We start from the raw sequence: 13,438 nt of genomic DNA, 5'->3' as shown, positions 1-13,438 counted from the left end.
ATGCGCCGCGAAACGGTCACGCCCCGCCCCGACTGGGACGCCACCATCCGGTCGCAGGGGCTGGTCTACGTCGACACCGAGCTGCCCGACGGCGGGATCATGTCGTACTGGGACGAGACCGCCGCGTACGCCTTCGACCTGGACGAGGTGCTGCGGCTGGAGGAGGCCACCGAGGAGCTGCACCGGATGTCGGTGGCCGCGGCCGAACACGTGGTGGCGCAGCGCCGGTACGCCGAGTTCGGCATCCCGGAGTGGGCGGTCGAGGCGGTGGCCCGGTCGCTGCGGGAGACGCCGCCGACCCTGTACGGGCGCTTCGACCTCGCGTACGACGGCACCTGGCCACCGAAGATGTTGGAGTACAACGCGGACACCCCCACCGCGTTGGTCGAGGCGAGCATCATCCAGTGGTACTGGCTGGAGCAGACCCGGCCGGAGCTGGACCAGTGGAACAGCCTGCACGAGCGGCTGGTCGGTGCCTGGGCCAAGATCGGGGCCGGGCTGCACGACCCCCGGGTGCACGTGCTCTGGTCGAACGAGGAGGAGTCCGGCGAGGACCACATGACCGCCGGCTACCTCGCCGAGACCGCCCGGCAGGCCGGCCTGAGCGTCGAGCTCCAGCCCATCCAGGAGATCGGCTGGGACGGCCGACGCTTCGTCGACGCGGACGACAACCCGGTGACCACCTGCTTCAAGCTCTACCCGTGGGAGTGGATGCTGGCCGAGCCGTACGGGCCGGCGGCCCTGGCCCCGGGCACCCCGACCACCTGGATCGAGCCGGCCTGGAAACTGCTGCTCTCCAACAAGGCGCTGCTCGCGGTCCTCTGGGAGCTGTACCCGGGCCACGAGTACCTGCTCCCGGCGTACCTCGACTCGCCGCGCGGCATGCCGGAGTACGTCGCCAAGCCACTGCTGGGCCGCGAGGGTGGGTCGGTACGCATCGTCACCGCCGATGAGGAGATCACCAACCCGGGGATCTACGGCGACGAGGGCTGGTGCTACCAGGAGTTCCGGGCGTTGCCGCAGTTCGCTGGCAACCGGATGGTGCTGGGCAGCTGGATCGTCGACGGCGAACCGGCCGGCGTGGGTGTGCGGGAGAGCGCGAGTCTGATCACCGACGGCTACGCACGGTTCCTGCCGCACTACATCGACGCGCCGCGCACCCGCTGAGTCGTCTACCGTTGGGGTGTGAACTTCGACGCGTACGCCCGGACCGGCGTTGACCTGGTCAACGCCCGCCTGGACGACCTCGACGACCTGCGGGCCCTCTTCCCCGACGAGAACGCCTGGATGCGCGACGAGGTCGCGGACCGGGACGTGGCGATTTTCCGCCGGGCGCAGAAACGGTTGCGCGACGTCTTCGAGTACGGCACCTCGGGGCGGGACGCCCAGGCGGTCACCGAGCTGAACACGCTGCTCGAGGCGTTCCCGGTGCAGCCGCGCATCTCCGGGCACGACTCCAGCGACTGGCACATGCACGTGACCAGTCGGGGTGCCTCGGTCAGCGCCGAATACCTGGCCGGCGCGGTCTGGGGGCTGTCGGTCTGGCTCTGCGAGTACGGCAGCGCCCGGTTCGGGGTCTGCGCCGACGAACGGTGCGGCAACGTCTACCTGGACACGTCGTCCAACTGCTGCCGGCGGTTCTGCTCGGAGCGCTGCGCCACCCGCTCGCACGTCGCCGCGCACCGGGCCCGTAAGCGGGCGGCGGTCGGCGAGCAGGTGACCGTCGCCCAGCAGCCGACCTCCGCCGCCGATTCCCTCTCACCGGTCAGCTGACACCGCCACCGCCCGATCTCGGGCGGACGGGTCAGGCGTCGACAGGTGAAGACGTGGGCAGGTGCTGGCGGGCGAACTCCAGCGCGGCGCGCAGGTCCGCCTCGCGCACCGCGCGGCTCTTCGCGCCCCGGGTGGCGACCTCCACCGCCACCGCCCCGGTGAAACCCCTGCCGGCCAGCGAGGAGAGCAGCTCCCCGCAGGGCTGGGTGCCGCGCCCGGGCACCAGGTGCTCGTCGCGGCCCTCGCCGGTGCCGTCGCCGAGGTGCACGTGCGCCAGCCCGGCGCCCATCCGGTCGGCCATCTCCAGGGGGTCGCTGTGCGAGGCCGCGCAGTGCGACAGATCAAGGGTGTACGACGGGTAGCCGGCGTCGGTCGGGTCCCAGCCGGGCACGTACGGGACGAACTGCCGGCCCGCCATCCGCACCGGGTACATGTTCTCCACAGCGAAGCGCAGCCCGCTGAACCGGTCCGCGACGGTGGCCAGACCCTCGGCGAAGTTGCGGGCGTAGTCGCGCTGCCAGGTGAACGGTGGGTGCACCACGACGGTCGGCGCGCCCAGCGTCTCGGCCAGCTCGGCGGCCTTGCGCAGGCGCTCCCACGGGTCCGGGCTCCACACCCGCTGGGTGACCAGCAGGCAGGGCGCGTGCACCGAGAGCACCGGCACGTCGTAGTGCGTGGAGAGGCCGCGTAGCGCGCCCGCGTCCTGGCTGACCACGTCGGTCCAGACCATCACCTCGACGCCGTCGTAGCCGAGCGCCGCGGCCAGTTGGAACGCCGCCGCGGTCGGCTCGGGAAAGACCGACGAGCTGGACAGGAGCACTGGCACGCGGGAAGTCACATCAGCCAGCGTAGCCCGGCAGCGCCGGGGGCATCGTGACGAGCGCCGGCAAACCGACCGAAAACGGCCGCCTGATCAGATCGGCTCCAGTTGATCGAGTCGGCGGAGGATGACACCCTCCCGCAGCGCCCACGGGCAGATGTCCAGCGAGTCCAGATCCAGGCGGCGCATCACCGCCTCGGCGACCACCGCACCGGCCAGCAACTGGTGGGCCCGACCCGCGCTGACCCCCTCCAGCTCCATCAGTTGCGCCGGTGGGATGTGCCGGATGAAACCGATGACCTGCCGCAAGCCGGCCCGGGTCAGGCTGCGTCGCACCCACAGCCCGGAACCGGACGGGGCCGCCCCGGCCAGTCGGGCCAGGGTCCGGAACGTCTTCGAGGTGGCCACCGCCCGACCCCAGCCCACCTCGGTCATCTGGTCGACGACCTTGTCCAGCCGGCCGTCCACGTACTCCCGGAGCTTGTCGACGGCCTCCGCCGACGGCGGGGCCGCACTGGCCGGATCGACCCCCAGCCGCTCGCGGGTCAGTCGACCGGCCCCGAGTGGCAGGGAGACCGCCACGTCCGGGTCCTCGTCGATGCCGGCGGCGATCTCCAACGAGCCGCCACCGATGTCCAGCACCAGCAGCCGACCAGCCGACCAGCCGAACCACCGCCGTACCGCCAGGAACGTCATGCGCGCCTCGTCCGCCCCGGAGAGCACCGCAAGGCGTACGCCGGTCTCGTCCCGGACCCGGGCCAGCACCTCGGCCGCGTTTGTGGCATCGCGCACCGCGGACGTGGCGAAAGCGATCAGGTCGTCGGCCGCCAACCCGGTGGCCGCCGCCTTGGCCATGCCCACCGCCTTGACCAGGCCGTCCGCGCCCGCCTCGGTCAGCGCGCCGTCGGGGCCGATCTGCTCGGCCAGCCGGAGCACCACCTTCTCGGAGTGCGCCGGCCACGGGTGCGCGCCGTGGTGCGCGTCCACCACAAGGAGATGCACCGTGTTGGATCCGACGTCGAGGACACCCAGTCGCATGCTGAAGACCCTAGGCGCAACACGTTTGCGCGGCTCACCGGCCTGCGGACGTCACCGCGCGTACGCTGGGCCGAGTGACGATGGAGCTCCGTGTGCTGGTGGACGACCCGGGTGACCCGCGCAGTCGCGAGGTGCCCCTGGACTTCCCTCGGGAGTGGATCGAGTTCACCGACCCGGCCGACGAGACGCACCTGATCCGGGCCGACCTGACCTGGCTGCTCTCCCGCTGGACCTGCATCTTCGGCAAGGGCTGCCACGGCATCATCGCCGGCCGGGCCGCCGACGGTTGCTGCTCGCACGGTGCGTTCTTCACCGACTCGGACGACGAGAAGCGGGTTCGCAACGCCGTCCGGCGACTCGCCCCGTCGACCTGGCAGCACTTTCGGCGCGGGTTCAAGAACTGGACCGACGAGGACACCATCGACGGCAAGAACCCGGCCCGCCGCACTGCCACCCAGGGCCCCGACGGTCCGTGCGTGTTCCTCAACGACGCCGACTTCGCCGGCGGTGGCGGTTGCGCCCTGCACGCCCAGGCGCTGCGCGACGGGGTGCACCCGTTGGAATACAAGCCGGACGTCTGTTGGCAGCTGCCGATCCGCCGCGATCAGGACTGGGTCAAGCGCCCGGACAACAGCAAGGTGCTGGTCTCCACCCTGTCCGAGTTCGACCGGCGGGGCTGGGGAGCCGGCGGGCACGACCTGGACTGGTGGTGCACCTCCTCGACGGACGCCCACGTCGGCACCGAGCCGATGTACCTGTCGTACGGGCCGGAGCTGACCGCGCTGATCGGCGCTGCCGCGTACGAGCGGCTGGCCGAGCTGTGCGCGACCAGGACGAAGCAGGGCATGATCGCCCCGCACCCCGCAGACGAATCCTGACGGATCTTGGTAGCAATCTTGCTACCATTTGCGGCATGGCCATGACACTCCGACTTGACGACGACCGCGAACGGCGACTCCGTCTCGTGGCGGACGAAGAGGCGCGGTCGATGCATGCCGTCGTCGTCACCGCGATCGACGACTACCTGACTCGGCGAAACGCCAAGGAGTTCGGCGATCTCGCGGACGAGATCATCGAACGCCACGCCACGCTGCTCGCTCGCCTGGCGGAGTGATGACGGAGGTCCGTTATCCCACGCTCGCTGACGTGGCGGGCATTGCCCGCAAGCTCGGCGTCGGAATTCGGGACGCCGGCCTCGCAGAGTCGGCCGTGGCCCGGCCGCAGACGAGCGTGTTCGGGGAAGATGCCTACCCCGACCTGTGGACCAAGGCCTCCGCGCTGCTGCATTCGCTGGTCAGCAACCACCCGTTCGTAGACGGCAACAAACGGATCGGCTGGATCGTGGCCATCACCTTCCTGCTGCAGAACCGCGCCATCACGATCACGTCGCTCGACGAGACCGATCAGGACGTCGCGTACGACCTGGTCATCGGCGTGGCAGAGGGCCAGCTGACGGAAGTGGCCGAGATTGCCGCGGCGTTGCGCAAGCTGTTTGAGCTGCCTTCGGAGCTGAATCGCTGACGACATCAACGCCTGGCTCGTTTGCGACATCAGCTCCAAAGACACCGCAGCACAGCCCGAAGGGGGCCTGCGCCGAGCGCAAGCCCCCTTCGGGTACGCCGATCACGGCTCGAACTTGTAGCCCAGACCCCGCACTGTCACGATGAAGCGCGGCGCCGACGGCTCCGGCTCGATCTTGGAGCGCAGCCGCTTGACGTGCACGTCAAGCGTCTTGGTGTCACCGACGTAGTCGGCGCCCCAGACCCGGTCGATGAGCTGGCCACGGGTCAGCACCCGGCCCGCGTTGCGCAGCAGCAGCTCCAGCAGTTCGAATTCCTTCAGCGGCAGCTGCACGGCCCCGCCGTCGACTGTCACCACGTGCCGCTCGATGTCCATCCGCACCGGCCCGGCGGCCAGCGTCGGCGCACCCGCCTCGGCCACCTCCGGGCTCTGCCGGCGCAGCACCGCCCGGATCCGGGCGACCAGTTCCCGCGGCGAGTACGGCTTCGTGACGTAGTCGTCGGCGCCGATCTCCAGCCCGACCACCTTGTCGATCTCGCTGTCGCGGGCGGTGACCATGATGATCGGAACCGCGGAGCGCTGCCGCAACTGCCGGCAGACCTCGGTCCCTGACATCTCGGGCAACATCAGGTCGAGCAGCACGATGTCGGCGCCGGTCCGGTCGAACTCGGTGAGGGCGTCGGTGCCGGTCGCGGCGACCGAAACCTCAAAGCCCTCCTTACGGAGCATGTACGACAAGGCGTCGGAGAACGACTCCTCGTCCTCGACCACCAGAACGCGGCTCAACGGTGATTTCCTTTCCATCTGCTGTCAGACCTGCCGTAGCCCAGTCGGACCGGACTCGATCCCAACCGGCGGCAGTGTCGCCAGGAGGTCGTCCGGTGGACTGGCGGGCAGCCGGAGGGTGAACGTCGATCCACCACCAAGAGTGCTCGACACCTCGACCCGTCCGCCATGGTTGCTCGCAATGTGTTTCACGATCGCCAGGCCGAGCCCGGTGCCGCCGGTGGCACGCGAGCGGGCCTGGTCGGCCCGGTAGAACCGCTCGAAGACCCGGTCCACGTCGGTGGGGGCGATACCGATGCCCTGGTCGGCGACGGCGACCTCGACGTGCTCGTCGTCGCCGCTGAGGGTCACCCGCACCGTGGTGTCCTCGCCCGAATAGTTGATCGCGTTCTCCACCAGGTTCGCCACAGCAGTGGCGAGCTGGGAGTCGCTGCCGTACGCGGTGAGCCCACGCGCCCCTTCCACTGTCACTGTGACACCGCGGGCGGAGGCAGTGGTGCGGGTCCGGTCGACCACCTCGGCGATCACCCAGTCCAGGGCGACCGGCTCCGGTGGCGGCTGTGGCTCAGCCCCCTGCAACCGGGTCAGCTCCAGCAACTCCTGCACCAGCCGACCCAGCCGGGTCGATTCGTGCTGGATCCGTTCCGCGAACCGGCGGGCAGCCACCAGGTCCTCGGAGAGGTCGGGCGCAGCGGCGTCGGCCGGCTCGGTGGCGTCCAGCAACGCCTCGGCGAGCAGTTGCAGGGCCCCGATCGGGGTCTTCAGCTCGTGACTCACGTTGGCCACGAAGTCGCGTCGTACCCGGGTCAGCCGGTGCGACTCGGTCACGTCGACCGCCTCGACCGCGATGAAGCCGTTGCCGAGACCCATCGCCCGCAGGTGCACGCCGAGCGGGTTCTCCCCCGCGCTGTCGCGACCTCGGGGCAGGTCCAGCTCGATCTCGCGTCGCACGCCGGTACGTCGCACCTGGCCGGCAAGGGTACGGATCAGCGGATGCGCGGCGATTGAGCCGGGGGTGCTGCCGGTGCGCAGCAGCCCCATCGCGCGGGCGGCCGGGTTGATCAGCACGGGGACGTCGTCGTTGTCCAGAACCACGACACCGGCCCGGAGTGAGTCGATCGTCCGGCGGCCGAGCCCGGCCTGCTGCTCGTCGGCTATCGCGGGCCTCCCCCTGCTCCAGCGGAAGCTGACGCTCCCCGTCGACGTGGAGTGACCGTTCCGCCTCGGCAGGAACCGGGGCAGCAGCAGACCGGCGGCCATCCCGGCCACCAACGCCAGGGCCACCACGACCGCCACCGCCCACTCCACCCGGCGATCGTAGGGTCATTGTTAACCTGGCTACCACACAGAACGGGACGAAATACCCTCACTTACGGAAGTGTTCACCCCCACGTCTGGCGTCGTTCACCGTGGTTCATCCGGGATCCGTCCACGCGCCCTACCGTTGGCGTCGCACCTGCTCAACCCCCTGCGCCGGCACCCGTCGGCGGCGACCGACCACAGGACGTGATGATGCGCGACGAGTTCCGGGCCGACCTCCAGATCGTCAGCCAACTGCTGGTGGACATGGCGGAGGGCGTCCGCGCCGCCATGCGCCAGGCCACCCGGGCCCTGCTCACCGCCGACCGGCAGGCCGCCGAGACGGTCATCGAGCGGGACGCCGAGATCGACGACCTCTACCGGCACGTCGAGGAGCGGGTCTGTGACCTGCTCGCCCGACAGGCGCCGGTCGCCTCCGACCTCCGGGCGATGATCACCGCGCTGCACGTGGCAGCCGATCTGGAGCGGATGGGCGACCTCGCCGAGCACGTGGCGAAGACAGCGCTGCGCCGGCACCCCTCCCCCGCCGTCCCGGCCGAGCTGCGGACGGTCTTCACCGAGATGTCCGAGATCGCCGACCGGATGGCCGTGAAGATCGGTTCGGTGCTGGCGAAGCCCGACGCCGACCTCGCCGGCGAACTGGACCGCGACGACGACGCCATGGACGAGCTGCACAAGAACCTGTTCGCCGTGCTGCTCGGTGACGACTGGCCGTACGGGGTGGAGACGGCCATCGACGCCACCCTGCTGGGCCGCTTCTACGAGCGCTTCGCCGACCACGCGGTGAACGCCGGCGAGCACGTGATCTACCTGATCACCGGGGAGAGCGCGCCCAGCGGCAACTGACCGGCAGGGAAAGGGCCCCTCGCCATCGCTTCCCGCGATGACGAGGGGCCCCCTTTTCTAGTGGCTCAGCGCCCCTGGTTGGCCACCGCCGCGGCGGCTGCCTTCGCAGCGGTCGGGTCGAGGTAGGTGCCGCCCAGGGTGAGCGGGCGCAGCTGCGGGTCGAGGTCGTAGCGCAGCGGGATGCCCGTCGGGATGTTCAGCTTCGCGATCGCCTCGTCGGAGATCTGGTCGAGGTGCTTGACGAGGGCGCGCAGCGAGTTGCCGTGCGCGGCCACCAGCACCGTCCGGCCGGCCAGGATGTCCGGCACGATCGAGTCGTACCAGTAGGGCAGCATCCGGTCGACGACGTCCTTGAGGCACTCGGTGCGTGGCATCAGCTCGGTCGGCAGCAGCGCGTAGCGTGGGTCACCCACCTGCGACCACTCGTCGTTGTCGTCGATGGGCGGCGGTGGCGTGTCGTACGACCGGCGCCAGAGCATGAACTGCTCCTCGCCGTACTCGTCGAGGGTCTGCTTCTTGTCCTTGCCCTGCAGGGCGCCGTAGTGGCGCTCGTTGAGCCGCCACGACCGGCGCACGGCGATCCAGTGCCGGTCGGCGGCGTTGAGCGCCAGCTCGGCGGTGCGGATCGCACGGCGCATCACGCTGGTGTGCACGACGTCCGGCAGCAGGCTGTGCTCGCGCATCAACTCGCCGCCGCGCCGCGCCTCGCCCTCGCCCTTCTCGGTCAGGTCGACGTCCACCCAGCCGGTGAAGAGGTTCTTGGCATTCCAGTCGCTCTCACCGTGTCGCAGCAGGACCAGCGTCCCGACGGTGGGCCCTTCGCTCGCAGTCATGCGGATCATCCTGCCTCAACCGCCCGGCGGACACGCGGGCAGCCGTCGTGACGACCACCACGTGAAAAAGCTGATGACCAGCGGATCCGGCCGCCACTAGGGTTGTAAGGCACGCCAGTCACATCGGTCATTACTTGCAAGCGGGGCGCCATATGCGGACGATGCGGAGTTGGTTCCGGGACACCACCGGCGGCCTACCGACCACCTTCTGGTACCTGTGGTCCGGCACTCTGATCAACCGACTCGGCTCGTTCGTCCTCGTCTTCCTCGCCATCTACCTGACTCAGGAACGTGGCTTCTCGGCCTCGCAGGCCGGCCTGGTGATCGGCCTCTGGGGCGTCGGCGGGGCGTTCGGCACGACCGCCGGCGGCACTCTGGCCGACCGGTGGGGCCGCCGGCCGACACTGCTCACCGCCCACGTGGGCGCGGCGGTCATGATGCTCGGGCTCGGGCTGGCCCGCGATCTCTGGGCGGTGGCGCTGGGCGCGCTGCTGCTCGGCATGTTCGCCGAGGCGGCCCGGCCCGCGTTCGGGGCGATGATGATCGACGTGGTGCCGGCGAAGGACCGGCTTCGCGCCTTCTCGCTCAACTACTGGGCGATCAACCTCGGCTTCGCCTGCGCCGCCGTCCTCGCCGGTCTCGCCGCCCAGGCCGACTACCTGCTGCTGTTCGTGGTCGACGCGGCCACCATGCTGATCACCGCGCTGATCATCTTCAGCAAGGTGCCGGAGACCCGACAGGCCGGCCCGGCCGCCGACGTCACGGCAGCGGCGGCTCCACGTGGCGCGCTGCGCACGATCCTCACCGACCGGGTCTACCTCGGCTTCGTGGCACTCAACCTGTTCGCCGCGCTGGTGTTCCTCCAGCACATCTCGATGCTGCCGATCGCGATGGGCGACGACGGCCTGAGCCCGGCCACCTACGGCTCGGTGATCGCGCTCAACGGCATCCTCATCGTGGTCGGACAACTCTTCGTGCCCCGACTGATCCGGGGCCGGAGCCGCTCACACGTGCTCGCGCTGGCATCCGTGGTGATGGGCGTGGGATTCGGACTGACCGCGTTCGCCGGCACCCCGTGGTTCTACGGGCTGACGGTGCTGATCTGGACGGTCGGCGAGATGCTGAACTCGCCCTCCAACTCCACGCTGATCGCCGAACTGTCCCCGGCCGAACTGCGCGGTCGGTACCAGGGCGTGTTCTCCCTCTCGTGGCAGATCGCCGGGGCCAGCGCGCCGATCCTCGGTGGCCTGGTGCGTGAGCACGCCGGCAACGACACCCTCTGGTACGGCTGCGCCGCGCTCGGCCTCCTGACCGCCGTGGCCCACCTGGTGTCCGGGCCGGCCCGGGAACGGCGCGCGACCGCGCTGCGCCGCTCCGGTGAGGCACTCGCACCGACCACCGCGTCCCGTGCGCCACAGCCCGCCGAGGCGTAATGAGTGGCGCGGCGGTGCCGGAGTTCCTACTGTGCAGTGGAAACAGTTAACAACCTGAACTGTCGGGAGGTCGGGTGCACGCCCTGCGGCGCTGGTGGCACGACACCGCAGGCGGACTACCCGCCACCTTCTGGTACCTCTGGGCCGGCCTGCTGATCAACCGGGCCGGCGCGTTCGCCATGCTGTTCCTCTCGCTCTACCTCACCGACGTACGCGGCGCGAGCGAAGGGCTGGCCGGCACCGTGGTCGGCGCGTACGGGGCCGGCGGAGCAGCCGGAGTGCTCCTCGGCGGGGTGCTCGCCGACCGGTGGGGACGCCGGGCGACCCTGCTCGCCGCACACCTGGCCACTGTCGGCCTGATGGTGGCGCTCGCCTTCACCCGCCCCCTGCTGCTGATCGCGATGCTCTCCGCGCTGATCGGCGTGGTCCACTCGATGCCCAGCCCGGCGTTCGTGGCGGCGATCGTCGACGTGGTGCCCGCCGAACGCCGCTCGCGGGCGTTCAACCTTCAGTTCTGGGCGTTCAACCTCGGCATGGCTGTCGCCTCGCTGCTCGCCGGGGTCCTGGCCGAGGCCAGCTTCACCGCGCTGTTCCTTGTCGACGCGGGCGCCACACTGACCGCCGCCGTCGTGATCGCCTGGAAGGTGCCCGAAACCCTGCGGCTGACCCGACCAGCGGCAGGCCCACCGCCCGTCACAGTCGCGGCACCGAAATCCATCCGGGCCCGTCGGCCCGGACTGCACACGGCACTCACCGACCGCACCTTCCTGGTCTTCGTCGGGCTCACCTTCGTGCTGGCCGTACTCACCATGCAGACGTCGACCATCATGCCGCTGGCAATGCGCGCGGACGGCCTCGGACCATCGGCGTACGGGCTGGTGGTGGCGCTCGGCGGCGCGCTGATCGTGGTCGGGCAGTTGTTCGTGCCCCGGCTGATCGACAGGCACCGCAAGCACGTGGTGCTGTCCGCCTCCACGGCGCTGCTCGCGCTCGGTTTCGGGGCGCTCGCCATCGCCGAAGAACTCGCCATCTACCTGGGTGCCGCTGTGATCTGGACGGTCGGCTCGATGCTCGCCGCCCCGCCCAACGCGCAGATCAACGCGGACCTGGCGCCACCGCAGCTACGAGCGCGCTACCAGTCGGTCTTCTACCTGACGTTCCCAGCCGCGGCGTTCGTCGCGCCCACCCTCGGCGGGGTGAGCCTCCAGCACCTCGGCGACCGGCACTGGTTGATCGTGGGCGGGCTGGGTCTGCTGGCCGCGCTCGGACACCTGCTCGCCGGGCCACCCCGGGAGCGGCACGTCGCCGCGCTGCGCCGGGTCGTCGACCCGGAGCCGACGACCCCCGCAGACCGCGTACCGGTCGGCTAACCGACGTAAAGCGCCCACCACGTCCCTGAGGTCGTGGTGGGCGCTCGCCGGCGGGGCCGGCGGCGGCGGGCAACACTCACCCCCGTAAGCATCGCCCGCTCACGCCGCCGGTCCAAACAGGTGGGAACCGTCCCCCAACGGTTATTCCACCCGTCCCCTCGCGCCTCGTCTGGTGCGCGGATCTGATCGATCCGCCGCTCCCCCGAACGTTTCCAAACGTGGCGCGGTGCAATAAAGCTAGTTCGCCCGGATTCTGGATTCAACCCAGAACGGCTGTCTCGCCGGTCACAACTGGCGAGTATCCGCTGCTCCGGCCTCGTCCGTTGGCAACAGCCGGGTACCCGTCGGCCATTCCCGCAAACACCTCAACCGTCTTCCCGATCGGGTGACTCGGTCCGGAAGAAGCTGCTCTGGCGGCCGTTCCGCAACTGCTCCTGATAAATCAGGTTCAGCCGCCGCAGGTCAAACGTGTAGAACCACTCATCCCAGGTGATCTCGCGAATCCGGCTGCTTTCCCGGTATCCGGGAATGTTGAAGGTCAACACACCCGCCCGGCCATCCCGCTCGGTGCCGGCGATGGTCGCCGGCCTGGCCCCGCGTTCCCGGGCCCACCGCTGGATCACCTCGTGGTTCGCCGTGATCAAACTCCGTCCCGGCCGCTCCGGTCGGTCACTGATCGACGAGATCACCTGCGAACTGCGGACCGACCGCCCCGTACCCCGTCCGGTCCGGATCCCGCCGGCCGCCGTCGCGCCACCGGTCGACGGCGTCAACGTGCGCTTCGCCGCCGTGCTCTTCGCCGGTGCGGTGCGCTTCGCCGTCGTACGCTTCGCCGCCGTGCTCTTCGCCGGTGTCGTGCGCTTCGCCGTCGCGCTCCTGGCCGGTGTCGCGCGCTTCGCCGCCGGCCGCGCCGGTGCCTTCTTCGCCGGCGCCTTCCGCGCGGGTGCCGTACGCGCCGTCGCCGTCTTACGGGCCGCCGTGGTCTTCCGCGCCGCCGCGGTCTTGCGGGCGGCCGTGGTCTTCCGGGCGGCGGTGGTCCTGCTCGCGGCCGTGGTCTTGCGGGCGGCCGTCGACGTCGCCGCTGTCGTCCTCTTCGTGGCGGTCGCCTTCTTCGCCGGCGCCCTCTTCGCCGCCGCCGTCGACTTCCGCCCGGCGGTCGCCTTCGTTGCGGCGGCCCGCTTCGCGGGCGCGCTCTTGTTCGCCGGCGAAGCCTTCGCGCGGCTCGACGCCGGCCTGGCCGCCGACTTCTTGGTGGCGGCGGCACGACCCGCCGACGCCCTGGTGCCGGCGGCCCGGCCCGACGGGCCGGTGCTGCTCCGACCCGCGCCGGCCCGCATCGAGCGCACCAACTGTTTCACCAGCTCCGGCTTGCGCAGTGCGGAGATCCCGGAGACCCCGCGTTTGCGCAACTGCCCGCGGATGTCGTCCACCCGCATCCGGGAAATCTCCGACTCGGAGACTCCGGGCGTTCCCGGCGTCTGGTTGCCGGCCTGTCGCTTGGTAGTGGTCGCAGTCGCGCCGCGACCTGAGCTGTTCCGCTGAGCCATGGGACGCTCCGCTCCTTGGCACTCCGTCATCGGCGCGCGGGGGTCCCTTGCCGCACCGCGCGGTGCGGCATACCCGTCAGGAGCACTCCGAACCACAGTCAACTCGCCATGGTCGTGCTGGATCCAGGATCGAGTGGCATCGCCGCGTCGG

The 13,438-nt window shown here is 70.4% G+C and carries 14 protein-coding genes; 8 read left to right on the top strand and 6 right to left on the bottom strand.

Going from position 1 to position 13,438, the window contains the following annotated elements; genetic code table 11:
* Together AB0B98_RS19660 and AB0B98_RS19655 are read left to right on the top strand one after the other, a co-directional pair.
* A complete protein-coding gene (locus AB0B98_RS19660; protein WP_357364319.1) occupies positions 1 to 1,167 on the top strand; it encodes a glutathionylspermidine synthase family protein in 1,167 nt (388 codons plus the stop codon).
* An 18-nt stretch (positions 1,168 to 1,185) separates the two neighbouring features.
* Positions 1,186 to 1,773 (top strand): CGNR zinc finger domain-containing protein, encoded by a 588-nt coding sequence (locus AB0B98_RS19655; RefSeq protein ID WP_238666946.1) that lies wholly within the window; start codon positions 1,186 to 1,188, stop codon positions 1,771 to 1,773.
* 31 nt (positions 1,774 to 1,804) lie between these two features.
* Here AB0B98_RS19655 and AB0B98_RS19650 read toward each other — a convergent pair whose 3' ends face one another.
* Together AB0B98_RS19650 and AB0B98_RS19645 are read right to left on the bottom strand one after the other, a co-directional pair.
* On the bottom strand, positions 1,805 to 2,611 hold the full coding sequence (locus AB0B98_RS19650) for a sugar phosphate isomerase/epimerase (RefSeq protein WP_238666947.1): 807 nt from the start codon (positions 2,609 to 2,611) through the stop codon (positions 1,805 to 1,807).
* Positions 2,612 to 2,686: 75 nt separating this feature from the next.
* A complete protein-coding gene (locus AB0B98_RS19645; RefSeq protein WP_357364317.1) occupies positions 2,687 to 3,631 on the bottom strand; it encodes a Ppx/GppA phosphatase family protein in 945 nt (314 codons plus the stop codon).
* A gap of 80 nt (positions 3,632 to 3,711) precedes the next feature.
* Between AB0B98_RS19645 and AB0B98_RS19640 the strand changes: the two genes are divergently transcribed.
* From AB0B98_RS19640 to AB0B98_RS19630, 3 genes are read left to right on the top strand one after another with little or no spacing between them, the layout of a single operon-like run.
* Complete coding sequence (locus AB0B98_RS19640; RefSeq protein ID WP_357364476.1) at positions 3,712 to 4,509, top strand: hypothetical protein; 798 nt, start codon at positions 3,712 to 3,714, stop codon at positions 4,507 to 4,509.
* 35 nt (positions 4,510 to 4,544) lie between these two features.
* The gene (locus tag AB0B98_RS19635) at positions 4,545 to 4,745 is read left to right on the top strand and encodes a hypothetical protein (protein ID WP_357364315.1); all 201 of its coding nucleotides are present in this window, start codon (positions 4,545 to 4,547) and stop codon (positions 4,743 to 4,745) included.
* Positions 4,745 to 5,152: a type II toxin-antitoxin system death-on-curing family toxin gene (locus AB0B98_RS19630; protein WP_357364474.1), complete on the top strand. Its 408-nt coding sequence runs from the start codon at positions 4,745 to 4,747 to the stop codon at positions 5,150 to 5,152. Before AB0B98_RS19635 ends, AB0B98_RS19630 begins: the two co-directional genes overlap by 1 nt.
* Before the next feature lie 102 nt (positions 5,153 to 5,254).
* Here the strand turns inward: AB0B98_RS19630 and AB0B98_RS19625 are convergent, their stop codons facing one another.
* Both AB0B98_RS19625 and AB0B98_RS19620 read right to left on the bottom strand, forming a co-directional pair.
* A complete protein-coding gene (locus AB0B98_RS19625; RefSeq protein WP_030329696.1) occupies positions 5,255 to 5,938 on the bottom strand; it encodes a response regulator transcription factor in 684 nt (227 codons plus the stop codon).
* Between the two features lie 24 nt (positions 5,939 to 5,962).
* Positions 5,963 to 7,246 (bottom strand): ATP-binding protein, encoded by a 1,284-nt coding sequence (locus tag AB0B98_RS19620; protein ID WP_238666949.1) that lies wholly within the window; start codon positions 7,244 to 7,246, stop codon positions 5,963 to 5,965.
* Between the two features lie 204 nt (positions 7,247 to 7,450).
* Here AB0B98_RS19620 and phoU point away from each other — a divergent pair, with 204 nt between their 5' ends.
* Positions 7,451 to 8,104 carry a phosphate signaling complex protein PhoU gene (phoU, locus tag AB0B98_RS19615; RefSeq protein ID WP_238666950.1) on the top strand — a complete coding sequence of 218 codons (654 nt, stop codon included), beginning with the start codon at positions 7,451 to 7,453 and terminating at the stop codon, positions 8,102 to 8,104.
* A gap of 65 nt (positions 8,105 to 8,169) precedes the next feature.
* Here the strand turns inward: phoU and AB0B98_RS19610 are convergent, their stop codons facing one another.
* Positions 8,170 to 8,937, bottom strand: a complete 768-nt coding sequence (locus tag AB0B98_RS19610; protein ID WP_124817985.1) for a phosphoglyceromutase — start codon at positions 8,935 to 8,937, stop codon at positions 8,170 to 8,172.
* Positions 8,938 to 9,089: 152 nt separating this feature from the next.
* Between AB0B98_RS19610 and AB0B98_RS19605 the strand changes: the two genes are divergently transcribed.
* Both AB0B98_RS19605 and AB0B98_RS19600 read left to right on the top strand, forming a co-directional pair.
* Positions 9,090 to 10,370 carry an MFS transporter gene (locus tag AB0B98_RS19605; RefSeq protein WP_357364313.1) on the top strand — a complete coding sequence of 427 codons (1,281 nt, stop codon included), beginning with the start codon at positions 9,090 to 9,092 and terminating at the stop codon, positions 10,368 to 10,370.
* Positions 10,371 to 10,444: 74 nt separating this feature from the next.
* Positions 10,445 to 11,740, top strand: coding sequence for an MFS transporter (locus AB0B98_RS19600; RefSeq protein WP_357364311.1), 1,296 nt, complete (start codon positions 10,445 to 10,447; stop codon positions 11,738 to 11,740).
* Between the two features lie 365 nt (positions 11,741 to 12,105).
* Here AB0B98_RS19600 and AB0B98_RS19595 read toward each other — a convergent pair whose 3' ends face one another.
* Positions 12,106 to 13,176: a hypothetical protein gene (locus AB0B98_RS19595; RefSeq protein WP_357364472.1), complete on the bottom strand. Its 1,071-nt coding sequence runs from the start codon at positions 13,174 to 13,176 to the stop codon at positions 12,106 to 12,108.
* Positions 13,177 to 13,438: the final 262 nt, after the last annotated feature.

Origin of the sequence: Micromonospora sp. NPDC048947 (assembly GCF_040649495.1) — a bacterium.
In the GTDB taxonomy this organism is placed as follows: domain Bacteria; phylum Actinomycetota; class Actinomycetes; order Mycobacteriales; family Micromonosporaceae; genus Micromonospora; species Micromonospora alfalfae.
Note: the sequence above shows the minus strand (reverse complement) of the source record. Positions and strands in the feature narration are given on the sequence as shown.